Origin of the sequence: Streptosporangium sp. NPDC002524, assembly GCF_040295985.1 — a bacterium.
Classification (GTDB): Bacteria; Actinomycetota; Actinomycetes; order Streptosporangiales; family Streptosporangiaceae; genus Streptosporangium.
Window position 1 is genome coordinate 204,764 of the sequence record NZ_JBEOWK010000004.1, and the last position, 26,514, is coordinate 231,277.

The 26,514-nt window shown below is 70.4% G+C and carries 29 protein-coding genes and 1 riboswitch; of the genes, 20 read left to right on the forward strand and 9 right to left on the reverse strand.

Annotated elements, in window-relative coordinates:
* Window positions 1-2 precede the first annotated feature (2 nt).
* Genes ABT053_RS07965 through ABT053_RS07985 form a run of 5 tightly spaced genes read left to right on the forward strand, consistent with a single transcriptional unit; the run spans window position 3 to window position 5,421 of the window.
* On the forward strand, window positions 3-284 hold the full coding sequence (locus tag ABT053_RS07965) for a phosphopantetheine-binding protein (RefSeq protein WP_350968142.1): 282 nt from the start codon (window positions 3-5) through the stop codon (window positions 282-284).
* Window positions 281-1,756 carry an amidohydrolase family protein gene (locus tag ABT053_RS07970; protein WP_350968143.1) on the forward strand — a complete coding sequence of 492 codons (1,476 nt, stop codon included), beginning with the start codon at window positions 281-283 and terminating at the stop codon, window positions 1,754-1,756. Before ABT053_RS07965 ends, ABT053_RS07970 begins: the two co-directional genes overlap by 4 nt.
* 13 nt (window positions 1,757-1,769) lie before the next feature.
* Entirely contained in the window at window positions 1,770-2,540 is a 771-nt protein-coding gene (locus tag ABT053_RS07975) for a 2,3-dihydro-2,3-dihydroxybenzoate dehydrogenase (protein WP_350968144.1), read from the forward strand.
* A 59-nt stretch (window positions 2,541-2,599) separates the two neighbouring features.
* The gene (locus tag ABT053_RS07980; protein ID WP_350968145.1) at window positions 2,600-3,331 is read left to right on the forward strand and encodes an isochorismatase family protein; all 732 of its coding nucleotides are present in this window, start codon (window positions 2,600-2,602) and stop codon (window positions 3,329-3,331) included.
* Window positions 3,328-5,421 (forward strand): anthranilate synthase family protein, encoded by a 2,094-nt coding sequence (locus ABT053_RS07985; protein ID WP_350968146.1) that lies wholly within the window; start codon window positions 3,328-3,330, stop codon window positions 5,419-5,421. The genes ABT053_RS07980 and ABT053_RS07985 overlap by 4 nt, the downstream gene beginning before the upstream one ends.
* Before the next feature lie 199 nt (window positions 5,422-5,620).
* Here ABT053_RS07985 and ABT053_RS07990 read toward each other — a convergent pair whose 3' ends face one another.
* The gene (locus tag ABT053_RS07990; RefSeq protein WP_350968147.1) at window positions 5,621-5,956 is read right to left on the reverse strand and encodes a winged helix-turn-helix transcriptional regulator; all 336 of its coding nucleotides are present in this window, start codon (window positions 5,954-5,956) and stop codon (window positions 5,621-5,623) included.
* Window positions 5,957-6,140: 184 nt separating this feature from the next.
* On the opposite strand from ABT053_RS07990, the gene ABT053_RS07995 reads away from it, so the two are divergent.
* Window positions 6,141-7,463, forward strand: coding sequence for an NAD(P)-dependent oxidoreductase (locus ABT053_RS07995; protein ID WP_350968148.1), 1,323 nt, complete (start codon window positions 6,141-6,143; stop codon window positions 7,461-7,463).
* 3 nt (window positions 7,464-7,466) lie between these two features.
* Window positions 7,467-8,357 carry an NAD(P)-dependent oxidoreductase gene (locus ABT053_RS08000; protein ID WP_350968149.1) on the forward strand — a complete coding sequence of 297 codons (891 nt, stop codon included), beginning with the start codon at window positions 7,467-7,469 and terminating at the stop codon, window positions 8,355-8,357.
* Between the two features lie 94 nt (window positions 8,358-8,451).
* Here the strand turns inward: ABT053_RS08000 and ABT053_RS08005 are convergent, their stop codons facing one another.
* The gene (locus ABT053_RS08005; protein WP_350968150.1) at window positions 8,452-9,885 is read right to left on the reverse strand and encodes a condensation domain-containing protein; all 1,434 of its coding nucleotides are present in this window, start codon (window positions 9,883-9,885) and stop codon (window positions 8,452-8,454) included.
* A gap of 681 nt (window positions 9,886-10,566) precedes the next feature.
* Between ABT053_RS08005 and ABT053_RS08010 the strand changes: the two genes are divergently transcribed.
* The 3 genes from ABT053_RS08010 to ABT053_RS08020 all read left to right on the forward strand — a co-directional run bounded on the left by ABT053_RS08010 (window position 10,567) and on the right by ABT053_RS08020 (window position 13,237).
* A complete protein-coding gene (locus tag ABT053_RS08010) occupies window positions 10,567-11,553 on the forward strand; it encodes an ABC transporter ATP-binding protein (protein WP_350968151.1) in 987 nt (328 codons plus the stop codon).
* 94 nt (window positions 11,554-11,647) lie between these two features.
* Window positions 11,648-12,403 carry an ABC transporter permease gene (locus ABT053_RS08015; protein ID WP_350968405.1) on the forward strand — a complete coding sequence of 252 codons (756 nt, stop codon included), beginning with the start codon at window positions 11,648-11,650 and terminating at the stop codon, window positions 12,401-12,403.
* Between the two features lie 9 nt (window positions 12,404-12,412).
* Window positions 12,413-13,237, forward strand: a complete 825-nt coding sequence (locus ABT053_RS08020; protein WP_350968152.1) for an ABC transporter permease — start codon at window positions 12,413-12,415, stop codon at window positions 13,235-13,237.
* A 129-nt stretch (window positions 13,238-13,366) separates the two neighbouring features.
* On the opposite strand, the gene ABT053_RS08025 is transcribed toward ABT053_RS08020, so the two are convergent.
* A complete protein-coding gene (locus ABT053_RS08025; RefSeq protein WP_350968153.1) occupies window positions 13,367-14,653 on the reverse strand; it encodes a hydroxyacid-oxoacid transhydrogenase in 1,287 nt (428 codons plus the stop codon).
* A gap of 164 nt (window positions 14,654-14,817) precedes the next feature.
* On the opposite strand from ABT053_RS08025, the gene ABT053_RS08030 reads away from it, so the two are divergent.
* The 3 genes from ABT053_RS08030 to ABT053_RS08040 all read left to right on the forward strand — a co-directional run bounded on the left by ABT053_RS08030 (window position 14,818) and on the right by ABT053_RS08040 (window position 16,206).
* Entirely contained in the window at window positions 14,818-15,396 is a 579-nt protein-coding gene (locus ABT053_RS08030; RefSeq protein ID WP_350968154.1) for a hypothetical protein, read from the forward strand.
* 136 nt (window positions 15,397-15,532) lie between these two features.
* On the forward strand, window positions 15,533-15,784 hold the full coding sequence (locus ABT053_RS08035) for a type II toxin-antitoxin system Phd/YefM family antitoxin (protein WP_350968155.1): 252 nt from the start codon (window positions 15,533-15,535) through the stop codon (window positions 15,782-15,784).
* Complete coding sequence (locus tag ABT053_RS08040) at window positions 15,784-16,206, forward strand: type II toxin-antitoxin system VapC family toxin (protein ID WP_350968156.1); 423 nt, start codon at window positions 15,784-15,786, stop codon at window positions 16,204-16,206. The genes ABT053_RS08035 and ABT053_RS08040 overlap by 1 nt, the downstream gene beginning before the upstream one ends.
* Here the strand turns inward: ABT053_RS08040 and ABT053_RS08045 are convergent, their stop codons facing one another.
* Both ABT053_RS08045 and ABT053_RS08050 read right to left on the reverse strand, forming a co-directional pair.
* Entirely contained in the window at window positions 16,207-16,800 is a 594-nt protein-coding gene (locus tag ABT053_RS08045) for an ATP-binding protein (RefSeq protein WP_350968157.1), read from the reverse strand. It abuts the gene before it with no gap.
* On the reverse strand, window positions 16,689-16,979 hold the full coding sequence (locus ABT053_RS08050) for a hypothetical protein (protein WP_350968158.1): 291 nt from the start codon (window positions 16,977-16,979) through the stop codon (window positions 16,689-16,691). The genes ABT053_RS08045 and ABT053_RS08050 overlap by 112 nt, the downstream gene beginning before the upstream one ends.
* A gap of 291 nt (window positions 16,980-17,270) precedes the next feature.
* Between ABT053_RS08050 and ABT053_RS08055 the strand changes: the two genes are divergently transcribed.
* From ABT053_RS08055 to ABT053_RS08075, 5 genes are all read left to right on the forward strand, one after another.
* Window positions 17,271-18,098 carry a helix-turn-helix domain-containing protein gene (locus tag ABT053_RS08055; RefSeq protein WP_350968159.1) on the forward strand — a complete coding sequence of 276 codons (828 nt, stop codon included), beginning with the start codon at window positions 17,271-17,273 and terminating at the stop codon, window positions 18,096-18,098.
* Window positions 18,089-18,295: a DUF397 domain-containing protein gene (locus ABT053_RS08060; protein WP_350968160.1), complete on the forward strand. Its 207-nt coding sequence runs from the start codon at window positions 18,089-18,091 to the stop codon at window positions 18,293-18,295. The genes ABT053_RS08055 and ABT053_RS08060 overlap by 10 nt, the downstream gene beginning before the upstream one ends.
* Before the next feature lie 17 nt (window positions 18,296-18,312).
* Window positions 18,313-18,990 carry a class I SAM-dependent methyltransferase gene (locus tag ABT053_RS08065; protein WP_350968161.1) on the forward strand — a complete coding sequence of 226 codons (678 nt, stop codon included), beginning with the start codon at window positions 18,313-18,315 and terminating at the stop codon, window positions 18,988-18,990.
* Window positions 18,991-19,068: 78 nt separating this feature from the next.
* Window positions 19,069-19,521, forward strand: coding sequence for an NUDIX domain-containing protein (locus tag ABT053_RS08070; protein WP_350968162.1), 453 nt, complete (start codon window positions 19,069-19,071; stop codon window positions 19,519-19,521).
* Window positions 19,522-20,010: 489 nt separating this feature from the next.
* On the forward strand, window positions 20,011-20,694 hold the full coding sequence (locus ABT053_RS08075; RefSeq protein ID WP_350968163.1) for a hypothetical protein: 684 nt from the start codon (window positions 20,011-20,013) through the stop codon (window positions 20,692-20,694).
* Between the two features lie 155 nt (window positions 20,695-20,849).
* On the opposite strand, the gene ABT053_RS08080 is transcribed toward ABT053_RS08075, so the two are convergent.
* Both ABT053_RS08080 and ABT053_RS08085 read right to left on the reverse strand, forming a co-directional pair.
* Window positions 20,850-21,224, reverse strand: a complete 375-nt coding sequence (locus tag ABT053_RS08080) for a DUF427 domain-containing protein (RefSeq protein ID WP_350968164.1) — start codon at window positions 21,222-21,224, stop codon at window positions 20,850-20,852.
* A gap of 181 nt (window positions 21,225-21,405) precedes the next feature.
* On the reverse strand, window positions 21,406-22,107 hold the full coding sequence (locus tag ABT053_RS08085) for a DUF998 domain-containing protein (protein ID WP_350968165.1): 702 nt from the start codon (window positions 22,105-22,107) through the stop codon (window positions 21,406-21,408).
* 128 nt (window positions 22,108-22,235) lie between these two features.
* Here ABT053_RS08085 and ABT053_RS08090 point away from each other — a divergent pair, with 128 nt between their 5' ends.
* Window positions 22,236-22,553, forward strand: a complete 318-nt coding sequence (locus ABT053_RS08090) for a hypothetical protein (protein ID WP_350968166.1) — start codon at window positions 22,236-22,238, stop codon at window positions 22,551-22,553.
* A 179-nt stretch (window positions 22,554-22,732) separates the two neighbouring features.
* On the opposite strand, the gene ABT053_RS08095 is transcribed toward ABT053_RS08090, so the two are convergent.
* Together ABT053_RS08095 and ABT053_RS08100 are read right to left on the reverse strand one after the other, a co-directional pair.
* Complete coding sequence (locus ABT053_RS08095; RefSeq protein ID WP_350968167.1) at window positions 22,733-23,695, reverse strand: sugar kinase; 963 nt, start codon at window positions 23,693-23,695, stop codon at window positions 22,733-22,735.
* Window positions 23,696-23,737: 42 nt separating this feature from the next.
* Window positions 23,738-24,523 (reverse strand): IclR family transcriptional regulator, encoded by a 786-nt coding sequence (locus ABT053_RS08100; protein ID WP_350968168.1) that lies wholly within the window; start codon window positions 24,521-24,523, stop codon window positions 23,738-23,740.
* 389 nt (window positions 24,524-24,912) lie between these two features.
* On the opposite strand from ABT053_RS08100, the gene ABT053_RS08105 reads away from it, so the two are divergent.
* Window positions 24,913-25,794 (forward strand): DUF4253 domain-containing protein, encoded by an 882-nt coding sequence (locus tag ABT053_RS08105; RefSeq protein ID WP_350968169.1) that lies wholly within the window; start codon window positions 24,913-24,915, stop codon window positions 25,792-25,794.
* 393 nt (window positions 25,795-26,187) lie between these two features.
* Window positions 26,188-26,338: riboswitch (cyclic di-AMP (ydaO/yuaA leader) on the forward strand.
* Window positions 26,339-26,514: the final 176 nt, after the last annotated feature.

Genomic DNA, 26,514 nt, shown 5'->3' on the forward strand with positions numbered 1-26,514 from the left:
ACATGCGAAGCGACATCACAGCACCGCCCACGGCCGACGACCTGCGACAGGCCGTCGCGACGATCATCGGCACCGAGCCCGGTGAGATCACCGGCGACGCCAACCTCGTCTTCCTCGGGCTCGGATCCCTGGAGATGATGCGGCTCGTCACCCGATGGCGCAGGCAGGGCATCGCCGTGGAGTTCGGCGAGCTCGCCGCCGAGCCGACCGTCGAGGCGTGGCAGCGCCACCTGCGCGCGGCCTGGGAGGCCCGCCAGGTGAAATCGGGGGAGGCCGTCGGATGAGCGCGCTGCTGATCCGGGGCGGCTGCCTCTACCCGGCCGACGCCGGGGCGCGCGTCGTCCCCGACGGATCCGTGCTCGTCGAGGGCGAGCGGATCGTCGCCGCCGGGACCACCGAGGAGATCGAGGCCGTCCTGGAGCCCCGGCAGCGCGAGAACATGCGCACGATCGACGCCCGGGGCAAGATGATCCTCCCCGGTTTCGTCAACGCGCACTGGCACGACCTGTTCGCCATGCGGTTCCCCTTCAAAGGGGCCCTGCGCCCCGCCACCGACCGCGACGACAAGCCCGCGTTCATGGCGCTGGGCGGCGACCTCCAGCAGATCTCGGTGGTCTTCGACTCCTTCCACGACCAGATCGACCGGCTCACCCCGGACGAGGCCGAGGCCATCGCCCGCTACTCGATGTGGACCCAGCTGCGCTCCGGCGCGACCACCCTCGGGGACGTGGGCTCGTTCAACCGGCCGGAGGCGCTCGCCTCGGCCGCCCGCCACCTCGGCATGCGCTGCGTGGTCAGCACCTGGGCGAGCGACGCGGTGTGCGCCCCCGGCGAGTCGCGGTTCCGCAGGACCCGCGACGCCGACGTGGTGCTGCGGCGGATCGAGGACCTGCTGCGCGACTGCGCGAAGGACACGAGCGGACTGGTACGGGCGCGGCCGACCTCGGTCTACGGGGTCAACATGACCGACGAGCTCGGCGCCGGTTTCGCGGAACTCGTCACCAGGTACGACGTGCCGTTCGCCACACACGTCGGCGCGCTGCGCAACGAGGCCGAGGTGACGCGGAGCTACTACGGCACCACCCCGGTGCGGAGGTTCGCCGAGCTCGGCCTGCTCTCCGACCGGTTCATGGCGGTGCACTGCGCGTTCGCCGACGAGGAGGAGCGCGGGATGCTCGTCGCGGCGAACGCGCACATCAGCCACTCTCCGGCGAAGTACGGCCCGGCCGGGGAGTCCTCGCTGACCGAGACCCGGGCGATGCCGGAGTTCCGGCGCGCCGGGCTGGACGTCTCGCTGTCCACCGACGGCGCCGCGCTGCCGCTCGGCGGCATGGCCGAGGCCATGCGGGTCACCTGGCAGATCTACAACGAGATGTACGCCGACCCGACCGAGGTGCTGCCGACCGACGCGCTGGCGATGGCCACCCGGCTCCCGGCCCGGGGGCTGGACTGGGCCGGGGAGATCGGCAGCATCGAGGCGGGCAAGCAGGCGGACCTGCTGCTCGTCCCCGCCGACGACTGGCGCTACCTGCTCAACCCGCGCCCGCTGGAGAGCTTCCTCGCGCTCGGCGGCTCGACGGACGTGGACACCGTGATCGTCGCGGGCCGGACGCTGGTGGAGGGCGGCCGGGCCACCAACTTCGACGAGGACGAACTCGAATCCGACTACATCGAGGCACTCGGCACCTTCTCGGTGCGCTGCCTCGGTGTCGATCCCGAGCTGGTCGCCACGCTGACCCGTGCGGCACGCCGATGAGGAGGTATCACCGATGCGTGACAGGACGGCCCTGGTCACCGGGGCGGCAGGAGGTATCGGCGAGGCGGTGGTGCGGGCACTGGCCGCCGAGGGCGTCGCCGTCGCGGCGGTGGACGCGAACGCGGAGGCACTGAACCCGCTCGTCAAGGAGCTCTCCGAGGCCGGGCACCGCGTCCGGGGCCTCGTCGTGGACGTGACCTCCAGCGCCGAGGTGGACGTCGCGGTGGAGCGGGCGGAACGCGAGCTGGGGCCGATCGGCTACCTGGTCAACGCCGCCGGGGTGCTGCGCGTCGGCACGGGGGCCTCGCTCACCGACGCCGACTGGGACACCACGTTCGCGGTCAACGCGACCGGCGTGTTCCACGTCAGCAGGGCGGTGGCCAACCGGATGATCCCCCGCCGATCCGGGGCGATCGTCACGCTGGCCTCCAACGCGGCCAGGACCCCGCGCTGGAACATGGCGGCCTACGCGGCGTCCAAGGCCGCGGCGAGCAGCTTCACCAAGTGCCTGGGGCTGGAGCTCGCCCAGCACGGGATCCGGTGCAACGTGGTGGCTCCCGGCTCCACCGACACGCCGATGCTGACCTCGCTGTGGGCCGGGGGCGACGCGCTGCGGGTCTCCATCGAGGGCGACCCGGAGACCTTCCGGGTCGGCATCCCGACGGGGCGGCTGGCGCGGCCCGCCGACATCGCCGAGGCGGTGCTGTTCCTGCTCTCCGACCGCGCCGCGCACATCACCCTGCAGGACCTCACGGTCGACGGCGGCGCCGCCCTCGGCAACTGAGCACGACCCGACCGGCCGGGCCCCAGAGCCCGGCACTTCACGAAGAGCGGAGGCACACCATGGCGATCCCGGCGATCGAGTCCTATCCCATGCCGACCGAAGACGAGCTGCCCGAGAACATCGCGCGCTGGACCATCGATCCCGATCGCGCGGTGCTGCTCGTCCACGACATGCAGAACTACTTCCTGAGCCCGTTCCCGCACGGGGAGGCTCCCACGACCGACCTGGTGGAGAACGTCGCGACCCTGCGGGCCCGCTTCTCCACGCTCGGCGCGCCGGTCGTCTACACCGCCCAGCCCGGCGGGATGACCGACGAGCAGCGCGGCCTGCTCAAGGACTTCTGGGGCGCGGGGATGAGCGCCGACCCGGAACACCGGATGATCATCGACCGGCTGACCCCGTTCGGCCCCGACGTCGTGTTCACCAAGTGGCGGCCCAGCGCGTTCTGCCGCACCGGCCTGCTCGACCTGCTGCGCGAGAGGGGACGCGACCAGCTGGTGATCTGCGGGGTGTACGCCCACGTCGGGATCCTGATGACCGCGCACGAGGGGTTCTCCCAGGACATCCAGACGTTCGTGGTGGCGGACGCGGTGGCCGACTTCTCGCGGGAGTACCACCGGCAGGCGCTGGACTACGCGGCGTCGAGATGCTCGGTGACGCTGTCCACCCGATCCGCCCTGGCGATGCTGAACGGGACGGCCGGGAACGCGGCGGCCCTGAACACGACGGTCGTGGACGCGGCGGCCCTGAACACGACGGTCGAGGCGGTCCTGGAAGGAGCGAGACGATGACGACGACGACCGGCCAGGCAAACGACCAGGTCACGGACCAGGTCACCGAACATGTCACCGACCACGTCACGGACCAGGTCACGGACCAGATCGACGGGCCGGCGACCGGGCCGACGACCGAAGCGACCCTGCTCGACCGGATCCTCGGCCCGGAGGCGCCCCCGTTCGCCCTGCTGCACCGTCCAGGCTCGACCGGGCCGGACCGGCTCGATCTGATCATCGGGGAGACCACCGAGGTCGGCCGCATCGCGGACATCCCGCTGCCGTCCGACGACGACGCCGCCCGGGGTACCGGTGCCCGGCACGAGGTGCTCGCGATGCTGCCGTACCGCCAGATCGGCGAGCGCGGGTACGCCTTCCCCGACGACGAGGCCCCGCTGCTCGCGATGACCGTCGTCGACCAGGCCGTGCTGCCGATGGGCGAGGTCCTCGACCGGCTCCCCAACGGGCCGATCGAGCTGGGCGAGGGGGCCTTCGACTCCGACGACGAGGAGTACGCGGCCACCGTACGCCGGGTGCTCTCCGAGGAGATCGGCCGGGGGACGGGCGCGAACTTCGTCATCAAGCGGTCGTTCTCCGCCGAGATCACCAACTGGTCGACCCACACGGCGCTCGCGTTCTTCCGGCGGCTGCTCGGCAGGGACCCCGGCTGCCACTGGACCTTCGTGATCCACACCGGCGGGCGCACCTTCGTCGGCGCCTCGCCCGAGCGGCACATCAGCCTCGACGAGGGCACCGTGGTGATGAACCCGATCAGCGGCACCTACCGGTACCCGGCGGACGGGCCCGAGGTGTGCGGGGTGCTCGGCTTCCTGTCCGACAGCAAGGAGGCGAACGAGCTCTACATGGTGCTCGACGAGGAACTGAAGATGATGGGCCGGGTGTGCGACCTCGGTGGCCGCACGGTGGGCCCGTACCTCAAGCAGATGGCGCGCCTGGCGCACACCGAGTACCTGATCGAGGGACGCAGCTCGCTGGACGTGCGCGACATCCTGCGGGAGACCATGTTCGCGCCCACGGTCACCGGCGGCCCGCTGGAGAGCGCCTGCCGGGTGATCAGCCGCTACGAGCCCGAGGGCCGGGACTACTACGCGGGCATGGTCGCGCTGATCGGCCGGGACGAGGCGGGCGGCCGGGCGCTGGACTCCGCGATCGTCATCCGTACCGCCGACATCGACGAGACGGGCCGGATGCGGATCTCCGTCGGCGCCACGCTGGTCCGCGACTCCAACCCGGCCTCGGAGGCGGAGGAGACCCGGACGAAGGCCGCAGGGCTGCTGGAGGCGCTGCGCCACGCGCCGGGAGGCGGCGCCGACGCTCCCGCCGAGCTGGTGGACATGGGCACCGACCCGCGGATACGGCGGGCGCTGATCGAGCGGAACGCGCCGCTCGCCGGGTTCTGGTTCGAGGGCCCGGACAACCGGAGGCACCTCGTGCCCAGGCTGGTCGGCCGCAAGGTGCTGGTGATCGACGCCGAGGACACCTTCACCGCGATGGCCAGGCACCAGCTCGCCGCGCTGGGATGCGAGGTCGGCGTGCGCCGGTTCGACGAGGACTACCGGCTGGAGGAGCACGACCTGGTCATCGTCGGCCCGGGGCCGGGGGACCCGAGGGACCACGACGATTTCAAGATCGCCCACCTCAGGGACGCGACGCGGCGCCTGCTGGAACTGGGCATACCCTTCCTCTCGGTCTGTCTCGGCCACCAGGTGCTCAGCACGCTGCTGGGGCTGGAGCTCAGCCGCAACCCGTTCCCCAACCAGGGGGTGCAGCGGAAGATCGATTTCCTGGGACGGACGGAGCTGGTGGGCTTCTACAACACCTTCGCCGCCCGCAGCGCCGCCGACCGGTTCCCCTGCCCGGAGCGCGAGGGCACGGTCGAGGTGTTCAGGGAGGCGTCGACCGGCGAGGTCCACGCGCTGCGCGGCCCCGGCTTCGTCTCGGTGCAGTTCCATCCCGCGTCGGTGCTGACCCGCAACGGCGTGGAGATCCTCGGCGAGGTCCTCAGCGACCTGCTGCTACAGGCCGAGCACCCCGTCCCCTCCGAGGCCGAGCACCCCGTCCCCTCCGAGGCCGGGCTCTCCCGGTGAGAAGGAACGGCGAGAGAGGGGCGGCACGACAAGACGGGCACCGGTTCGCACCCGTCGCGAGCCGGTGCCCGTCGGCGTCCCGGGCGCTGCCGGTCTCCCGGGCGCCGACGGGTTCCCCGGGCACCGTCCGACGGACGCTCAGGGGCGAGAACGGACGCCGAGAACGGACGCACGGAAATAGGCGCACGAAGGTGGGTGCTCAGGGGCGGGGGAGGGCCTCGATGGTCTCCATGTGAAGCTCGCCCCAGTCGCCGAGCGGGATGAGCGCGGTGTTGAGCGAGTGGCCCAGCTCGGTCAGCGAGTACTCCACCTTCGGCGGGACCTGGTGATAGACCTCGCGGTGCACCAGGCCGTACGACTCCATCTCCCGCAGCTGCTGGATCAGCATCTTCTCGCTGATGCCCGACACCTTCCGGCTCAGCTCCCCGAACCGGAGGGCCCCGCCGTGCAGCGCCCACAGGATCAGCGCCTTCCACTTGCCGCCCACGACGTCGACGGCGGCGTCGAGCCCGCACGAGTAAGTCCGCTTCTTCATCCCACGCTCCACCCTTACAAAAAGGTTAGTACCTGACAAAATAGTAGGTACTTGAGGAAATTTCAGCGGCGCGACAGCATCGAAACGTCCCAGCCGGGGTCACGAGGGGATCCGGGACTGGGACTTTCCTATGCCGACACCGTATAAAACAGGGGGACAAATGAATGCCGACGATCGTCCGCCGGTGACAGTCATCGGTCTGGGGGCGATGGGAAAGGCGCTGGCCGGGGCCTTCCTGGACAACGGCCATCCCACGACCGTGTGGAACCGTACCGCGGGGAAGGGCCGGGAACTCGCCGGGCGGGGCGCGACCGAGGCGGCCACCGCCGCGGAGGCGATCGCCGCGAGCCCGGTCGTCGTGGTCTGCGTGCTGGACTACGACGCGGTCCGCGAGGTCCTCGGCGCCCCCGTTCCCGTTCCCGCTCCCGCCGCCTCCGGCCTCACGAACCCCGCGGAGCCCGGGGACGTCCTCGACGGCTCCCGTACCCCCGGCACTCCTGGAACTCCCGACGGCTCCCTTACCTCTGACGGCCCCGGCGCGCCCGGCGCCGTGGCCGGTCTCCTGGCGGGCCGGACCCTGGTGAACCTCACCAACGGCACCCCCCGCCAGGCGCGCGAGCTGGCCCGCTGGGCGTCCGAGCGGGGAGCGGGCTATCTGGACGGCGGCATCATGGCGGTGCCCCCGATGATCGGGAGCCCCGGATCCCTCGTCCTCTGCAGCGGATCGCCCGGGGCGTTCGCCGCCCACGAGGGGACCCTGTCGGCGCTGGGCACCGTCGACTACCTGGGCGAGGACGCGGGCCGGGCGTCCCTGTACGACATCGCGCTGCTCAGCGCCATGTACGGGATGTTCGGCGGCTTCCTCCAGGCCGTCGCCATCACCGGCTCCGAGAGGATCCCGGCGACCGAGTTCACGCCGCTGGTGGTCTCGTGGCTCAACGCCATGCTCACCAGCCTTCCCGCGATGGCGAAGGCGTACGACGCGAACGACCACTCCGCCACCGCCTCGAACCTGGAGATGCAGGCGACGGGCTTCGTCAACCTGCTGGAGACCGGCAGGGAACAGGGCGTCAGCACCGAACTGCTGGAGCCCATGGGGGCGCTCCTCGCCCGGGGAGTCGCCGCGAACCGGGGCGACGCCGACCTCTCGGCCCTGATCGACCTGCTCCGTACGGACCCCGCGCAGGACACGGACCTCGCGAGAGACACGGACCCCGGGAGAGGCGCGGACTTCGCGGAAGGTTCGGACCCCGCGAGGGCCACGGACGCCGGGTCGCGCGACACCGGGTCGCACGGCGCCGAATCGCACAGCGCCGAATCGCGCGACACCGGATTGCACGGCCTCGGATCGCACGGCGCCGGATCGCGCGACACCGGATTGCACGGCCTCGGATCGCACGACACCGGATCGCATGACCTCGGATCGCACGGCGCCGAATCACACGGCCTCGGATCGCACGACGCCAGATCACACGACGCCAGATCGCACGACCTCGGATCGGAATAGGACATGACCCACGACCACCCCACCCCCGTGACGGTTCTCGGCCTGGGGCCGATGGGCCGGGCGCTGGCCGGAGCGTTCCTCGCGCAAGGCCATCCCACGACCGTGTGGAACCGCACGCCCGCCAGGGCCGAGGATCTCGTCGCCCGGGGAGCGACCCGCGCGGACACGGTCGCCGACGCGGTCGCGGCGAGCCCGCTGACGATCGCCTGCGTGATCGACTACGACGCCGTGCGGGCGATCGTCGACCCGGCCGCCGACGCGCTGAAGGGCCGCGCCCTGGTCAACCTCACCGCCGACACGCCGGAACGCGCCCGCCTGATGGCCGCGTGGGCCGCCGAGCGCGGCATCGACTATCTCGACGGGGCCATCATGACCCCGACGCCGACCATCGGAGGCCCGGCGGCCGTCGTCCTGTACAGCGGGCCGGAGGAGGTCCACCACACCCATCGGCGGGCGCTGGCGAGCCTGGGCGGCACCTCCGCCTACCTGGGCGCGGACCCCGGAAGGGCGGCGGCGCACGACGTGGCCCTGCTCGACCTCTTCTGGACGTCCATGAGCGGTCTCGTCCACGCCTTCGCCCTGGCCGCCGCCGAGGGCATCGCGGCCAGGGACCTCGCCCCGCTCGCCAAGGGGATCGGCGCCCTGCTCCCCGAAATCGTCGACGAGTTCGCGGAACACCTCGACAGCGGCGACCACCCGGGCGACCAGTCCAACGTCCTGTCGGCCGCCGCCGGTATGGAGCACATCATCCACGCGGCCCAGGCCCGGGGCATCGACACCGGCGTGCTGAGCGCCGCCCGGGACGTCGCCCGGCGGGCGATCGACGCCGGTCAGGGCGGCGACAGCTTCTCACGCCTCGCGGAGGTGCTCGGAAAACCCGTACCGGCGCCGTGACCTTCGGGCCCGGCGGAGGAGCACCGGGTACGGATCCCCGCCGCGCTCGTCGTCCCCTCAGGGCCGTCCCCTCAGGGCCGTCCCCTCAGGGCCGTCACCTCAAGACCGTCACCTCAGCGCCGTCACCCCGCTGCCGTCTCGCCAGCGCCTCGGCGAGCCGGAGCGGCCCGGCGTCCGTGCGCAGCGCTTCCACGGCCAGCCACTCCAGGTCCGAGAGGAAGTCCGCGGGACCCCTCGGCGCGAGGAAGCGCCGGTCGGCGCACAGGGTGAGCACCGCGCGCTCGGACAGCTCGTGGACGTACAGGAAGAACGTCGCGCCCTTCTGGTCGGTGTCGTGGGGCGGCTCCACCAGCTCCGTCTCGCCCATCAGGGCGTCGTACTCCGCGGGGGACAGCCGGTGCCCGGCGGGCGGGGCCGGGGCGTCGAACCTGATGTCGTTGTAGAAGCAGTAGCCGTCGGTGCCGATGCCGCGTTCCCCGGTGACGCGGGCGACGAGTTCCTCAAGCCGGACGGGGTCGTACTCGCAGGTGCTGTACGCCGCGAGCGCGGCCCTTCCGGCGTGGGACAGGAACCCGGAGAACGACTCGTGACGGAGACGGAGCCGCAGCAGCGCGTTCTGGTTGAAGGCCCCGACGAAGCGCCGCGTCTCCGGCTTGAAACGGGTGGACACGATGAGCCGCAGGGCGACGTCCTCCTCGCCCTTGTAGAGGCCGAGGAGCAGCGCGACGGTGGCCTGCAGCACCATGCCGGGGGTGACGGACGCGCGCGCGGCCAGCTCGCGGACCGCCCGCGAGAGGGCGCGGGAGCGGATCTCGGACCAGTCCTGCCGCGCCTCGCCGCCCTGCCTGAGGTCCTCCAGCCAGACGCGCGGCAGCTCGCGTACGGCCTCGGCCCAGTAGCCGAAGGCCCGCCGCTCCCGGAGTCTGGCACGTTCCGAGCGCTCGTAGGCGAGGCGTCCCAGGGGCTGCTCCGCTACGGGTCCGAGGGCGGCCGGGACCGAGAGGAGCGTCCTCAGGTCGTCGCGGACGATCTTCAGGCTCCAGCCGTCGACCGCCATGTGGCTCACGACCAGGACCACCCGGACCGGGACGCCTCCCGTGGTCACCACCGCGACCCGCAGCGGGAGCTCCCCGCCGATGTCGAACGGCAGGTCACGCAGCCTCGCCCCCGCGTACGCGGCCACGGTGCCGGGGTTCCTCGTCCCCGTCTCGTGGACGGCGACCTCCAGCTCGCCCGAGCGCAGGACCACCTGGACGGGTCTCCCCCCATCCTGGTCGTCCATGGGGAACAGCGTGTGCAGGGCGTCGTGGCGTTCGACGAGCGCGCGGACGGCGGCGAGCACGTCGCCGACGTCGCGGCCGGGCTCGACCTCGCACACGGCGAGCAGGTTCAGCGAGGCGTCCCCCGGCGGCAGCCAGCGCAGCACCTCCCAGATCGCCGTCTGCCCCCACGTCAGGGACCCCCGATCCCCGTACGGCGCGCGGAAGGCCACCGTGACCCGCTGAAACGCCCTGACGGGATGGGACACCTTGACAGGGTGAGACGTGCGCATTGTCCGTCCTTCATGCCCGTAAAACGTAATTGACGTGTCATTAACTGCGAAGGCGAAGCAGAACTCTCGAATGGAATGCGGCCGGGGCGGGTTCCGGCCATTCATGACAGGCGGGGCCGGTCATGCGGTCAGGTTTCCGTGTCATAAAGCCCGCGTCACGCGTGTCCTCGGCCTCCATTCTTCGGGCTGGCTGCGATCGTAGGACGCGCGCTCTGGATGCACAATATGCGCTTTAATCTGAAACAACTTGAGAAAAGCCTGCAAGCTCTATAGGTGCGCCGCGATTCCATCCGGAACGCCACGTCGCCACGTCGCGCGCTCCGGCGGGGACCGGGCGGGTGTGTCGTCCCCGGGCCTGAGGCCCGTGGATTCCCGGCCGTGAGAAGGCCACGGGCCCGGGAGGGGACGGTCGAGGGAGGGACGGCCGGGGGGAGGGGCGGCCGGGGGAGGGGTGGCCGCGAAACCGCTCCGAGCGCGTCGCGGGTGGCGCTCGCGAGGTCCCCGTCCCCGAGCCTCGGGGCGCCCGGTCCCATATGCGGCGTATCGCTCTCAGGTAAATATATTGCGTAGCTTGCTCTAACTCTTGCAAACTCGTGTCGTGAAGATCCCGTGATCTATGGGTAAGGCGACTGACCGTGCCGGAGAGCCGAGGGGGCCATGGCGGGCGATGAGGGCGACGACGGCGTGACACCGTTGATCCAGGCGGAGGGGCTCAAGAAGACGTACCCGCCCAGAGACAGGCGGGGTGCCGGGTTCCAGGCCGTGGCCGGGATCGACTTCCACGTCGACCGGGGGGAGGCCTTCGGGTTCCTCGGCCCCAACGGGGCGGGGAAGTCCTCGACGATGCGCATGCTCGGCTGCGTCTCCCCGGCCACCGCCGGAACCCTGCGCATCCTCGGCATGGACCCCGCGCGCGACGGCCGGAGGATCCGGGCGCGCCTGGGCGTGGTCCCGCAGGACGACGTGCTGGACCCCGACCTCACCGTGCGCGAGAACCTGACGATGTACGGCCTCTACTTCGGCCTGTCCCGGCGCGTGATCAGGGAGCGCGCGGAGCGCCTGCTGGAGTTCGCGCAGCTGGAGGAGAAGGCGGGCGAGACCCTGGGGGCGCTGTCCGGCGGCATGCGGCGGAGGTTGACGATCGCCCGCTCCCTGATCAACGAGCCGGACATCCTCCTGCTCGACGAGCCGACCACCGGGCTCGACCCGCAGGCGCGGCACGTGCTGTGGGACCGGCTGTTCAGGCTGAAGCAGCAGGGGGTGACGCTGCTGCTCACCACCCACTACATGGACGAGGCCGAGCAGCTGTGCGACCGCCTGGTGGTGATGGACAAGGGGCTCATCGCGGACGAGGGATCGCCCCAGGAGCTCATCCGCCGGCACTCGACGCGCGAGGTCCTGGAGCTGAGGTTCCGGATCGACGAGCACGAGCAGGCCGCCGAGAAGCTCCACGACCTGGTCAGCCCAGAAGACGGGGAGCGGGTGGAGGTGCTGCCCGACCGGGTGCTGGTTTACACGCACGACGGCGAGGCGACGCTGGCCGGGGTCACCGCCGCGCGGATGACCCCGATCACCGCCCTCGTCCGGAGATCGACGCTGGAGGACGTGTTCCTGCGCCTGTCCGGCCGGACCCTGACGGACTGAGGCGGACGACATGTCCACGTTCCCGACCCCGACCCCGACCCCGACCCCGGCGCCGATCCCGACTTCGACGGACCGAGGCGGACGACGCGTGCCCATGTTCCTTCGCGAGTTCTCCTCGTGGATGCTCCGCTACCGCCGCTCCTGGAAGGGCACCATCGTCATCAGCGTGGCGAACCCGCTGCTCTTCCTGGTGGCCATCGGCGCCGGGCTCGGACAGCTGGTGGACCCCGCGTCGCTGGGCGGCCTGACCTACCTGGAGTTCTTCGCCCCCGGCATGCTCGCCGCCGCGGCGATGCAGAACGCCTACGTCGAGGCCGCGTTCGTGGTCCACAGCTCCCTGCGGCAGGGCAAGGGCTACCTGGTGGCCGCCGCGACCCCGCTGGAGCCCCGCGACATCATGGCCGGGCACCTGCTGTTCATGGCGTTCAGGATCGGGACGAGCGCGCTGGCGTTCGCCGTGGTGATGGCGGCCTTCGGCGCCACCCGCTCCCCGTGGGCCCTGCTCACCGTGCCCGCCGCGCTGCTCACCGGCATGGCCTTCGCGGCCCCGCTGGCGGCGTGGACGGTGACCGTCACCACGTTCAACACCCTCAACACGGTGTTCCGGTTCGTGCTGATGCCGATGTACCTGTTCTCCGGGACCTTCTTCGCCATCGAGACGCTCCCGGACTGGCTGCGCCCGCTCGCGTACGTCACGCCGCTGTGGCACGGCGTCGACCTGTGCCGGACCCTGAGCCTGGGCACCGCGACCCCGCTCACCTCCGCGATCCACGTCGGCTACCTGGCCGCGCTCACGGCCGGGGGCGTCGCGGTCGCCCTGACCACGTACCGGCGCCACATCCACGTCTGAGGGGTCGACATGCCGCAGAACCTGGAGACCAGGGGGCCGCACCTGGAGAACAGGGCGCCGACCGCCGTCCCCCGCTGGGGTGGCGCGCACTTCCTGGTGTTCCGCAACCTCCGGGTGCACACGGGAGGCAACCCGTGGACCATGGCGATGTACTCGATCTTCGAGCCCATCCTGTACCTGCTCGCCATCGGCGTCGGCATCGGGCAGCTCGTCGGGGACGTCGACGGGGTGAACGTCACCTACGCCGCGTTCGTCGCCCCCGGCCTGCTCGCCACGGCGGTGATGAACAGCGCCCTGTACGAGACGATGGAGGGCGCCTTCGTCAAGTTCACCCACGAGCGCTACTACCGGGCGATCCTCTTCACCCCCGTGTCCCTCACCGGGATCGTCGTCGGCGAGGTGGCGTGGGCGGTGCTGCGCGGCTTCGTCACCGCGACCGGGTTCCTCCTCGTGATCACGGTTTTCGGGCTGGTCTCCTGGCCGGACACCCTGGTCGCGGCGGCCGGGACACTGCTCGTCGCCTTCGCCTTCGGGGGCGCCGGACTGGCCGTGACGACGCGCATCAGGGCGTGGACCGACTTCCAGTACGTGCAGCTGGTGCTGCTGCCGATGTTCCTCTTCGCGACGACGTTCTACCCGGTCACCGTCTACCCCCGGGTGATACAGATCATCGTGGAGCTGCTCCCGCTCTATCACGCCATCCAGCTGCTGCGCGGGTGCGCCCTCGGCCAGATCGACTCCACCATGGTCGTGAGTGTGCTCTATCTCCTGGTCATGGGAGCGCTGGGCCTCGTCGTGGCCCGGCGACAGTGGGCCCGCGTGATGCTGCACTGAACGGCGCTTCCACCGGCACCGCCGCCATCAACGCTGCTTCCATCGGCAATGCTTCCACCAGCGGTGCCGCCATCAGCAGTGTTTCGCCCAGCGGTGCCTTTACCAGTGGTGCCTTCACCGGCGGCACGCTCACCACAGGGTGACGGACCGGCTCAGGATCCCGGCCGCGTCGTCCTCGTCGACCGGGCGCGGGGCGGTGGCGAGCAGCCGCTGCTGCCTCATCGTCCCCTCCGCGAGCGCGGGAACGTCCGCCTCGGTGTACCCCACGCCGCCGATGCCGTTGGGCATCCCGACGTCGCGCATCAGCCTCGCCAGCACGCCGGGCAGGAACTCCGCGAGGTCGCCGGGCCTGTCGGCGGACGGGTCGAGCAGCTCGGCCGCCCGCACGTGCCGTTCCGGCCGCGCCTCGAAGGTGAACCTGAAGGCCTCGGGGGCGGTCAGCGCGACGGCCATCCCGTGCGGCACCATCGGCTCGTCCCCCGGGTAGCCCTCGGGACGGAAGTCCCGCACGCGACCGGCGATCGGGTAGGCGTTGGCGTGCGGGATGTGCACGCCCGCGTTGCCGAACCCCAGCCCGGCGAACGTCGCCGCCAGCGCCATCCGCGCCCGCGCCTCGTTGTCGTCCCCGTCGCGTACGGCGGCGCGGAAGGACCGCGCGAGCAGCTGCAGCGCCCGCTCGGACCACATGTCGGCCACCGGGTTCGACCCGCAGTACGGGACGCGCTCCTCGGGACGCTTGCGCTCGTAGGAGGTGTACGGCCGGGCGGTGTAGCTCTCCAGGGCGTGGCAGAGGATGTCCATCCCGGATGCGGCGGTGACCCCCGGCGGCTGGGACACCGTCAGGTCCGGGTCGACGACCGCGAGGACCGGGCGGAGCCGGGAGTGGCTGATCCCCGTCTTGACCTTCAGGTCCAGCACGTCGAGCACGCAGATCGTGGTGCTCTCCGACCCGGTACCCGTGGTCGTGGGCACCGCGACCAGCGGCTTGAGCGGTCGTGACGGCGCCAGGCCGCCTCCCACGGGCGCGTTGACGTAATCCATCAGCTCGCCCGGGTTGGTGGTGAGCAGGTTGACCGCCTTCGCGGTGTCGATGCTCGACCCGCCCCCGACGGCGACGAAGGCGTCCCACGGGCCGGAGGCGCGGGCGTGCTCGACGGCCGCGAGCAGGCTCTCGTCCGTCGGCTCGACGCGAACGCCGTCGTACACGCGCGCCTCCATGTCGAAGCCCGCGAGCTGCTCGGCGATCCGCCGCGGCGCGCCGGTCGCGGCCACCCCCGGGTCGGTGACGACGAGGACGCGGCGCACGCCGTACTGCCCGAGATCGAAGCCGATCTCGGCCGAGGCGCCCGGCCCGAACTTCAGGGCGGGGGCACCGTAGGTGAAAACGGACTCGGGATTGCTCGGGGTGGTGAACACGCCCGGCTCCTCTCTCGCGACTCTCGCCGGTGTCATCGGACGGGGGCCATCTGCGTCAGCGAGGATACCGGTCGGTATGTAGCGGCCGCCCACCCGCCCACCGTCCTCCCGGACGCAAGAAACCTGCAAATCAACCGCAAGTCCGGATCAATAGCATCGCCGCCATGAAGAAGAGAACGATCACGCTGGCCGCCGTCGCCGGAACCCTCGTGCTGGCGGCCCAGCTCCCCGCGTCCGCCACCTCGGCCACGTTGCTGCGCCTGCGCGGCGGGCTCACCCTGGAGATCCCGGCCTCGTGGCGGGTGTACGGGACCGCCGACCAGGTACGGGTGGTGACCGGAGCCTGCGCCCGCCCCAACGGGGGCTACTTCCAGCCCAGGTGCGACAGCTTCTGGATCATGGGACCGAAGGCGCTCAAGCGCGGGGGAGAGGGCTTCCGGCGCTACGACCCCACCCAGGGCCCGTACTATCCGGCCTCCGACGTGCAGCGCTGCCCGACCAATCCCAAGTACGGCCACGTCCTCGGCAAGGCGATCGTGGTGAGCTACCGGAACATCGGCGTCGCGCACAGGGCGCACTACCGGGTCTGGCCGGGCCGGTGTGTGTCGTACAGCGACGGCGGGCAGAAGTCGACGTTCAACCAGCGCGAGTGGTATCTCCCGAAGACGAAGGTCCTGGTCATCGACCAGTGGGCCACGCCAGGCCTGGCCGGAATCCTGAAGAACGCGACCTGGGCTAACTGACCACCTGATCGGACCGCTCCCTGGGACCCCTTGGAACCAGGGGCTGTCCGCCCGAGCGTAGAAGGTCACGGAGATCACCCGAATGATCTCATGCCGAGGCTACTCTGAATCTAGACAGACTAGACAGGAGACGCCGGTGAGCGGATGGCAGGTCCAGGAGGCGAAACAGCGTTTCAGCGAGGTCGTGCGACGCGCGGTGAGTGAGGGTCCCCAGGTGGTCACCCGGCACGGGGAGGAGGTGGCCGTCGTCATCGACATCGCCGAATACCGCCGCCTCAAAGGCGACGCCCCGGACTTCAGGCAGTTTCTTCTCGCCGACCCCGACTGGGACGACGACGTGGAGTTCCCGCGAAACCGGGACCTTTCCCGGGAAGTCGATCTCGACTGATGGGCATCGGTTATCTCCTCGACACGAACGTGGTCTCCGAAACGCGCAAGCGGAACGGCAGCACTCAGGTCAAGGACTGGATCGCCGCGGCGCACGGGCCCACCCTCTACCTCAGCAGCCTGACGGTCGGTGAGATTCGCCGCGAAGTCGAGCTTCGCAGGCGCCGGGCCCCCGACCAGGCGACGGTGCTGGAACGCTGGCTGCACAACCTTCAGCGGCAGTTCGGTGATCGCGTCATCCCCGTCACCGTGGAGGCCGCCGAGGAGTGGGGCCGCCTGAACGCCATCCGCCCACTGCCCACGACGGACGGCCTGATCGCCGCGACGGCCCGGGTGAACGGCTGGACCCTGGTCAGCCGGAACACCAAGGACTTCGCCGGAACGGGGGTGTCCGTCGTCAACCCGTTCGACGTTCCGGCCTGATCAGGCGAACGTCGTCTCGTCGGCTCGGCCTCCGACGGCGGCGATCCGGAACCAGACCGATCTGCTCGTTCCGTCGCGGCGGGAGCCCCACTCGGCGGCGAGCAGGTGCACCAGCCACAACCCCCGCCCGCCGTCCCCGTCGGCCTCCGGTACGCGTACGGCGGGCGCGCTCGCGTCGGACCCGTCGTCGGTGACCTCCACGTGGACCATCGCGGCGCTACGCGCCACGTAGACGGTCACCCGCCCATCCGCCGTACGCCCGGAGTCGGAGTGCGCCACCGCGTTGGCGGCCAGCTCACTCAGCAGGAGCAGCACGTCGTCGAGCACCGGGGCCTCTATTCGCCCGGCGAGCAGATCCCGCGCCCAGGCCCGAGCTTTCGGCACGGACTCCACCCGCCCGGGAAACACCTGCCGCCACGCGCCGTCCATTCCACCGAACTCGCGAGGCTCGCTTTCTTCTCCCAGCCTCCCTTTCCCCGACCTCACGCGGTCACCGCCGACATGAGCATGTCGGCCGCGTTCTCCGCCTCCGCCCACACCCATTCCCCGCGCCGCCACAGACGCACCCACCAGGGGCGCCAGACATATGCCCATCCGCAGTAGCGCCGGGTGACCGTGACCCTGACCAGTGCCGCGCCCGTCGCCGTCCGGATCTCCAGAATCGGCTGCCCCGCCACCGGGACGACCAGCGAGGTGCACACGCCGAGGCCGTGCAGATCCCAGCTCAGCCGCGTCAGAAGGGCGAATCGCTCACGCTCCTCACTCGCGGTCATGGCCCCGTCCCCCGAATTCCCCCGGCGAACCCGGCCAGGTCGCGAAAGGTCGCCGTTCTGATCGTTCATCACTCGTCTCGTCTCTGGTTTAAAGTGCGGGTTCGCTTTCTTTTTTCGTCCTGTCGAACCGATAGGGCGTGTGATTAGATTGCCCTCATGAGAGGCGAGGACATAACCGGATTGGCAACCCGGGAGATGGCCGAAAATGACAGTGGCCGGTCTGTCGATACCGCGAGCTGACATCGCCTATTCATCAAAAAATCCGTTTTTCTCTATTTCAGGAGGAATGCGATGAGCGTCGAGCCCTCCCCGGAGCCCGGATCCCCGCACGCGCGTTTCGGGTCCGAGATGCGCCGCCTGCGCGAGGCCGCGCAGCTGTCCCAGAGCGCCGTCGCCTCACGTCTGGGATGCACGCAGACGCAGGTGAGCCGCCTGGAGTCCGCCACCCGCACGCCGTCGAGATCCGACGCCGAACGACTCGACCTCCTCTTCGGCTCCAACGGCAGCACGCACTTCACGGACCTGCGCCGACACATCGTCGCCCGCCCCAGCGGCCCGGCCTGGTTCATCGGCTGGGCCGAGGAAATAGAACCAGCCGCCCTCGTCCTCCGCTCCTGGGACCCTCTCCTCGTCCCCGGCCTCCTCCAGACCGAGCCCTACGCCCGGCACCTTTTCGCCAAGGAGCCTCGGATGACCCCTGAGGAGGTGGAAGAGCGTGTCCAGGCGCGCATGCGGCGTCAGCGAATCCTCGACAAAAACGATCCTCCCCTGCTTCTGGTCCTCATCGACGCGGGCGTGCTACGCCGTCGGGTAGGTGGTGCGGAGGTGATGCACGAGCAGCTCGATCACCTGCTGAAGGTCACCGAGAAGCCCACCGTTTCCATTCAGATCGTCGACCCGGAATGTCTTCCGGGTTTGGCAGGAGCATTCATGATCGCCGAGCTTCCGGGCGGGCAGCCGGACACCATCCACGCGGATTCTCCGGCCCAGGGACATGTCACGACTGACTGCGACCTCGTGACTTCCATCAGAAACCGATATGAAGCAATACGGCTGTGGGCCTATCCTGAGCATGTATCCCTCAAAATGATCGAGGAAGTGAAACGGGAATGGACCTGAGTGCCGCAGTGTGGCGGAAGTCATCACGTTCCTCGGGCAATGGCGGCCAGTGTGTTGAGGTGTCTGTGAACCTGCCGGGTGTGGTGGCGGTCCGCGACAGCAAGGACCCCGAGGGGCCCAAGCTTCTTTTCACCCCCGCCGGGTGGCGGACCTTCGTCGATGGGGTCAAGATCGGTGAGTTCGACCGACTGGCCTGACGGGAGAGTGCGCACCCTTGGCGAAACTGCTCGATGACGAGGCGTTGGAGCGCTCGTCGGTGGTGGCGAACCGGGTGATGAACCGGGAGCGGGGGCTGACCGGTTCCAACGGGTACGGCCGGGAGCTGGGCATCAACGTGTTGGAGGTCCTGCGTGAGCGGGCGCGGACCGGGCGGCGGGTGCGCTGGCTCGACCTGTGCTGCGGTTCGGCCCGTGCTCTCTTCGAGGCGTCCCGGCAGCTGGGGGACGAGGCGGAGATCGTCGGTGTCGACCTGGTCGACTTCTTCGCCGGGCCGTCACGCCCGCCGAAGCTCCGGCTGGTCACCGCCTCGATCACCGGCTGGGAGCCCGGGGAGTCGTTCGACCTGATCACCTGTGTGCACGGTCTGCACTACGTGGGAGACAAACTCGGTGTCCTGTCCCGGGCCGCCGGTTGGCTGGCCGAGGACGGCCTGCTCGTCGGCAACTTCGACACCCGGAGCGTCCTCGTGGACGACGGCGTACCGGCGGGGCGCCGGTTGGCCTCGGCGCTGCGGGAGGCCGGGCTGGACTACGACTCCAGGCGTCGCCGGATCACCTGCCGGGGCAGGCGCGTCGTCGAGCTGCCCTACCGCTATCTCGGCTCCGACGACCGTGCCGGGCCCAACTACACCGGCCAGCCCGCGGTTGACTCCTATTACGCCCATGGTTCGTGAAACCGGGCTCGGGAGTAACGGCCCGGACGGGTAGCGTCTGATCTTCATGCGGGCGCCGGCCCGCGGATGGGACTCACCGTGAAGAAGCTGATCGTTCGGTTCTGGAGGCTGTTCAGTGGCTCGCTCCAGTGGCGTATCAACTGGCTTCGTCACGCCACGTTCATGGTCGGCGTGACCGGCGTAGTGCGCGACCGGGACGGCAACGTCCTCCTGCTGAAGCACCGCTTCTGGCCGGAGGGCAGGCAGTGGGGCCTCCCGACCGGTTACGCGAACCGGTCGGAGACCTTCGAGGACACCGTCTGCCGCGAGGTGCGGGAGGAGACCGGGCTGAAGGTCCACGTCGGAGAGCTGGTCCGCCTGAGGAGCGGATACCGGCTGCGCCTGGAGGTGGCCTACGAGGCCGAGTTTCTCGGCGGCACGCTCAAGCTCGACGATTTCGAGATCCTGGAGGCGAGGTGGTTCGCCCCGGACGACCTGCCAGCAGAGCTCCAGGAGTCACACCGCCTCCTCATCCAGCGTAAGTACGTCTAGCCCTCCTCCCCGGAAAGCTCGTTGAACCGGGCGCGACACGAGGCATCCGGGCTGACGACTCCGTTCCCGCACGGCTGATCGGAAATACCCGAACGGTTCCGCCCTTGTCCAGCTGACGGCCGGTCGGGCCGTACCGGTGTGAGCGCTCTGCGCTCCCGGGTGACGGTTTCGGCTGACGGACAGTCGCAGCAATTTATATCGACATATGCCTGCAAGCCCACCTTGTTGGGATATTGCTAACTCTGGCCTCGATAATCAGGTTCACATTGCCGTGTCGCCTTTCAGGGCAACCCCATGCCATTTACATTCGAACACGACGCATCGAATAGCCGGGGCGAATGACCGTTAAAAGAGTTTATTTGCTGGCAAAACGGGCGTGGCGGGGAAAGTGTGAACGCGCGGCGTGATTTCTCGTACGCCGGGAAACCCCGCCGAGAATTCCGAAAAGCGTGACACGAATTCGAGAAACAGAGCAGCAAGGAGAGGGAAATGCACCAGGAAACCGGAACCGAATCGCGTCGGGCAGCCAAACGTGGCACCGTACGGCGGCTGGGCCTCCTCGCGGTGGGGCTCGGCACGACCCTGCCTTTGATCGCCTCCGCACCGGCACCGGTCGGGGCCGTCGCGACATCCCGGGGACCGGCTCCCGGCCCCGTCAACAACTGTGTCGTCGACGTGACGGGAGGGGCGAACAAGCTGGGCACGGAGCGCTGTTTCTCCACGTTCACCGAGGCGATCCGGTTCGCCACCGACGGCGCCATCACCAACGCCCCGGCCACCGCCGTCGAAGGCGTGGACGACCCCGCCCTCGACGCCCTGCTCGGGAGCAGCGAGAAGTCCTCCGGCGCCGCGGCGGCCCCCGCGGCCACCGGGGCCCTGCTGGTGATCGGGATCGAGTATCAGCACATCAATTACGGCGGCGCCTCGTACACCTTCCGCGGCCCCCGGAGGTGCACCAGCCCGACCGACGACGTCGACTACTCGCTCAATCTCCCGCGGAGCTGGTGGGACCGTATTTCCTCGTTCAAGAACTACGCCAACTGCTACACCAACCACTTCGCCTACACGGGTTTCATCTCCCCGTCGACCGGCTACCTGAACGACCGGGCGGTCATGCCGGTCCTCAGTGGCCGCAATTTCAACGACGACGCGCGATCGATCAAGTGGAGCTGACCCACCACCCTTCACCGGCCCGGGCGGCGGCCAGAACAGGCCACCGCCCGGGCCGGTCGTGTTCCCGGGAAACGTCCTCACACGGGAAACGTCCTCACACGGGAAACGTCCTCGCGCGGGAAACACCCGAAACACCGAGAAAGCGCTCCGGGCGGCTACTCGACGACGATGGAGTCGACCCGGTCGGGATAGAAGGCGACGTGGTCCTTGATCTCGGCGACGGCCGGGTACGGCGACTCGTAGAACCACACCGCGTCCACCGCCTGCTTCCCGTCCACCGTGACGGTGTAGTAACTCGCGTCACCCTTGAACGGGCAGTAGGTGGCGGTGTCGGTCCGCTCCAGCAACGAGCTGTCGACGTCGGCGATCGGGACGTACTGCACCGGCGGGTACGACGCCTCCTGCAACGTCAGCGCGCGCTGCGAGTCGGCGACCACCTTGCCCCCCACCGAGACGACGACCCGGGCCGGGTTCGCCGTGATCGTGATCGGATGGCTGGGTCCGGGCTGCAGGATGGGCTTGTCGGTCATGGCGGGACCCCCTTTCTGTCATGTCCAGTCTGCCGGACCGGCGTACCCTCGGCCCCGGCGCGGTTCCCCTGCCGGGGGCGCGGGGCTGCGTTCCGCAGGCCTGACACTCGGCGCGACCTGCGGCAACCGGACCGGCCTGACGCCTGGCGCGACCGGCGGTAACCGGCCGCGACGAGAGTGGTCAGGCCGGTCGCGCGGGTGCGGAGCCCAGGGGGGTCCGCATCAGGTGGACGGCGAGGGCGCTGACCCAGCAGAAGCCGACCGTGATCGAGATCCGCTGGAACAGGCCGCCGAGTTCGACGAAGCCCTCGGTCTGGGCGAATCCCACACCGGCCACGACGAACGCGCCGATGAACACCACGCCGCTGATCCCCGAGTAGACCGCCCAGCCGGGCTCGCCCCAGCCGGCGAAGCGCCGGGCGAACACGAAGCACGCGGCGGTCAGCGCGGCGAAGACGAGCAGCGAGAACGGGAAGTCGTGGAGACGGCCCTGCCAGGTGTGCTGCGCCAGCGCGGGCGTGCCGGGCGGGTAGCCGCTGACCGGGTCCGTCGGGAAGACACCGGCGCCGACCAGCCCGATCGCGTACAACCCGATCAGCAGCGGCCCCCACGTCGAGTGCCGTCCCGAGGCGCGCAGACCCCGGCGCAGGCCGGCGGCGAAGACGAGCATCAGCAGGCCGGTGACGACGAAGCTGGCGACCTGCGTCCACCCGGACGGGCCGAGGGCCAGCGAGCTGACCGGATGACGCATCGGGTCGTAGCCGGGGCGGACGGCTCCCTGGATCAGGAAGGCGATGACGAACAGCGGCCCGCCCACCGCCCCGCACAGGTAGGGGAGACCGGCTCGCGGCGCCTTCGGGGTGTTCTTCGCCGGGGTACGCATCGATCCTCTTTAGCAGGGCATTTCCCGCGTGTCCGGACGCGGCTGCCGGACGTTCGCCGGACCCGTAGTATCCGACAGCCGGACGACCGGGATGAGGACGACGATGACGGGGATGACGGGGATGTGGTGTGAGCTTTGATCTCGGAGTCTGGTTCGGAGCCGAACCGCTCACCGCGCGGGAGGCCCTTCACCGCTATCTCGTCTGGGACGCGAGCGGCGCCGCCCCCGGCGAGCCGCGCCCGGAGGTGGCGGCCTTCTACGAGGAGCTGACGGCGCTCTTCCCGGACCTGACCGCCGAGAACTACGGCGCCTCGCCGTGGTCCGAACCGCTCACCGTGGGGGAGGACTTCGTCTTGATGAGCGCGGTCTTCCCCCGGGCGGGAGAGGTGTGCCGAGCGGTTCTGGAAATGGTGCGCCGCCACCCCCTGGTCCTCTTCGAGCCGTAGCGGGCCAGCGGGCCAGCGGGCCAGCAGGCCAGCAGGTCACCGGGCCAGCGGGCTAGCGGGCCACCGAGTCACCGGGTCACCGGGTCACCGGGCCAGCGGGCCAGCGAGCCAGCGAGTCAGCGAGTCAGCAGGCCAGCGAGCCAGCGAGCCACCGGGCCCCGGGCCAGCGGGTCACCGGGTCAGCGGCTGACCGCGTCCACCGTGTCGACCGCGTCGGCCGGGCGCAGCAGGTCCAGGTCGGCGCGGCGGGGCAGGCTCTCCCAGTCGCCGTCGGCGGTGACGGCGAAGGCCCCCGCCGCGCAGGCCGTGGCCAGCCGCCGCTCGGAGGTCGCCCCGGCGAGGGTCTCGGCGATCCAGCCCGCGGCGAAGGCGTCCCCGGCGCCCACCGGGTCGAGCTCGACGACCCGGTAGGGCTCCGCGTGCCGTACGGCGCCGTCGGAGAGCTCGATCGCGCCGAGGGCGCCGCGCTTGATGAGGACGTGGCGCGGGCCGAGGGCCGACAGGGCCCCGGCCAGGGTGAGCGGGTCGTCGCCCTCGACGATCAGCCGGGCCTCGGGCTCGGTCGCGAACAGGACGTCCACGGAGGCCACGACCTCCCGCAGCGCGGCGGACGCCTCGGCGGGCGTCCACAGGGCGCGACGGTAGTTGATGTCCATCGACACGATCGCGCCCGCGTCGCGGGCCTCGGCGATCGCGGCCCGCACCGCCTCGGCCGCGGAGGCCGACAGCGCGAGCGTGATGCCCGTGACGTGCAGCACGCGCGCCGAGCGGATCAGCGAGACGTCCAGGTCGGAGGGGCGCAGCCGGGATCCGGCGCTCGCCGAGCGGTAGTAGCGCACGTCGACCATCTCGGCCGTGCGCCTGCTCTTGATCATCAGGCCGGTGGGCGCCCCGGGGTCGACCCGCATCCCGCGCACGTCGACGCCCTCACCGGCCAGTGTCGAACGCAGCAGCTCGCCGAACTCGTCGGCGCCCACCCTGCCGATCCAGGCCGCGCGCCCGCCGAGGCGGGTGACGCCGATGGCCACGTTCGACTCCGCGCCGCCCACGCCGAGCCCGAAGTCGCGGGCGTGCCTGAGCGGGCCGGTGCGCCGCGCGCTGAACAGCGCCATGCTCTCACCGAGCGTTACCAGATCAGTCATGGAAAACGGGTCCTTAGGGAGTCGGCGGGTGGATTTCGTCGATCATCGGGTCGACCCGAGCTTTCTGGAGATGCGCAGGGCCGCCTCGGCCACCAGGGGGCCCAGGTCTCGCACCCGCGCGGCGGTGATCCGGGAGGTGAGGCCCGAGATGGAGATCGCCGAGGTGGCGACGTCGTTGTGGTTGAAGATCGGCGCCGCGACGCAGCGCACCTCGGGCTCGTTCTCCCGGTCGTCGACCGAGTAGCCCCGCTGCCGGATCCGGCCCAGCTCGGCGCGCAGGCGCGCGCCGTCGGTGATGGTGTACCGGGTGACGTGCGGCATCCCGGCGGCCACGATCTCCTCGACGGCCTCCTCCGGCTGCCAGGCGAGGATCGCCTTGCCCACGGCGGTGCGGTAGACGGGGTTGCGGCTGCCGATGCGCGAGGCCATGCGCACGTTGGTCTCGTTCTCGACCTTGTCGATGTAGACCACGTCGGGCGGGTCGTAGACCACGAGGTGGACGGTCTCCCTGACCTCCGCCATCAGGCGGTGCGACTCCTCGGCGGCGACCGTCCGCAGGTCGAGGGTGGACAGGTAGGCCTGCCCGAGGTGCAGGGCGCCGCTGCCCAGCCGGTACGCGCCGCTCCTGCGGTCGCGCTCCAGGAGCCTGGCCTCGATGAGCGGGGCGGTCAGCCGGAGCACCGTGCTCTTGGACAGGCCGAGCGCCTCGGCGAGCCGGGTGAGCGACAGGCCGTGGCCCGCGCCCGCGTGGTCGCGCACGTGCGCGAGGACGGCGAGGGCGCGTCGGAGCGAGGCCGACTGGTTGCGTTCGGGAGCGGGCTCACTCATCGAGGCTTCCCATTGTGATCCGGCAATCGAATACCTGGTCAAGGTAGGCGAGTCCGCCGCCCTGTGGCCACTTTGCAGCACAACGTTCTGCACTGCACAACAAACCGGTGGCCCGCCCCCGGTAACGGGGAGGCTTCCGGGGACCCGTCGTCGGCGGGTGAAGGTCCTGGCGGGGGGGAGTGGCGGGCGCGATCTCGCAGGCCTCTCGCCGGGTGCGCGCCCCGGTGCGGAGCGGCGGCCGGGCGGCCGGGTGGGGCGGTGGAGGACGGACACCCACCCGGTTCCGTTCTCCGCGATACCGATAATTTTTGCCTGGACCAGGGCAGAACTGTCCCTTGGGGCGGTTGACAGGCCAAAATTGGTCCGTGGTCAGGATCGGATCGGTAGAGATGAGCGATTGCGAGAGTGAGCGACTTCCGCCAGTTCTGGGCCAGCTGTTCGCCGACGGAGCCGACGGGGCCGGGGGAGCCGACGGGGGCGAGGACGGCGACGGGGCCGGGAAGGGCGCGGGCAGGAGGCTCTCGGTGGAGCTGCCGCCGGGGGACGTGGTGTGGCCCGACCCCGGTTACGCTCAGCTCGCCGTCCGTCGCCGTCCGGCGTTCTGGCTCAGCGAGGTGGCGGTCTCCGGCGAGTACTGGGCCCGGTTGAGGGCCCAGCACGAGCGGTCGGGCCTGTGGCCGGTGCTGCTGGAGGACTCCGTCCAGCCCTGGTCGGCCGGTCAGATCGCCCCGGACACGGCCGGTCAGATCGACAACTACCACGCCGCCGCGTTCATGGCCGAGGTGTGGTCCGACTGGATCGCCAAGGCTAACCTCGACCAGCTGGAGCTCCTCGACCCCTTTGGCCCCGAGTGTCCCGGCCCGGCCCCCTCGGGCAGGCTCGCCGCCGATCCCGGCGTGGTCGCCGACTGGTACGCCGGTCTGGTGGCCGAGCGCAGGACCCCGCTCGGGCTCGTCGCGGTCGAGCGCGGGGCCGACGCCCTCGCCGTCATGGGCTGGCAGGGCGCCCTGAACCACAACGAGTGGATGGTCCCGCTCGCGGCCGTCGTACGGAGCTGGGAGGACAGGTTCGGGGTGCGGGTGGTCGGGATGGGCTTCAACACCCTCGACCTCAGCGTCGCCGCGCCCCCGACGACCTCGGAGCACGCCCTGCACGTCGCCGCGGAGCACTGGACGTTCTGCCCCGACAGCATCATCCAGGGGGCGGGGAACCTCATCGGCTACGCCGAGCAGATCAAGGGCAGGAACGCCTGGTCGTTCTGGTGGGACTGAGCGGGGCGGGGGGCCGGCGGGCCGCAGCCGGCTCGCGAGGCCTTCGGGCGAGGTTCCCGGAACGGGACCGGCCGGGCGAGGTCGAGCCGCGGGCGTGGATTTCTCCGTACGGACCTCCGGGTGGGGATTCCCCTGTACGGACCCCCGGGCGTGAGGGCCGGGACGGAGTCCGGAAACAGGGCCTGAGACGGGGTTCCGGGGGCTGTTCCCGAAATGGGAGAGACATCCGTGCTGGTAGGACGGGTGTTGGCCTGGCGTGGCGATCGATGAGGCTTCCTTGAAGGTACTAGGTAGATCTTCTGGGGTTTTCATGGTGTTTGCTTTGCTTTGTCCGGTTTTGGTAGGTAGTGTCCACAGTTATCGGTAGGCGACCTGCCCTTCACAAGAGGGAGCGGCCGGCCGACGTCGAATCCCGAGAGCCCGTACGGGCTCCGGAGCCGGGGAACCACTTTTCCGGGGTGAATCCGCCGCGACAGCGCGGCGGTAGGGCAACTCCACCGCCCGAACCCGTCAGCTAACCCGGTAGACGAGATGGAGAGGAGATCCCCTCATGGATCACCGCGTCACCACGTCGGTGTACCCCGTGTTCGTGCCGGCCACCTGACTTTTCCGCCCCCCGACATCCCCCGTCCCCCCGACCCTCTCGCCGCCCCGATCGCGGCGTCCTCCAGATCGTGCTCCGCGTAGCGATTGCCTGAGATTCCGGCTACGCCCCCTTTT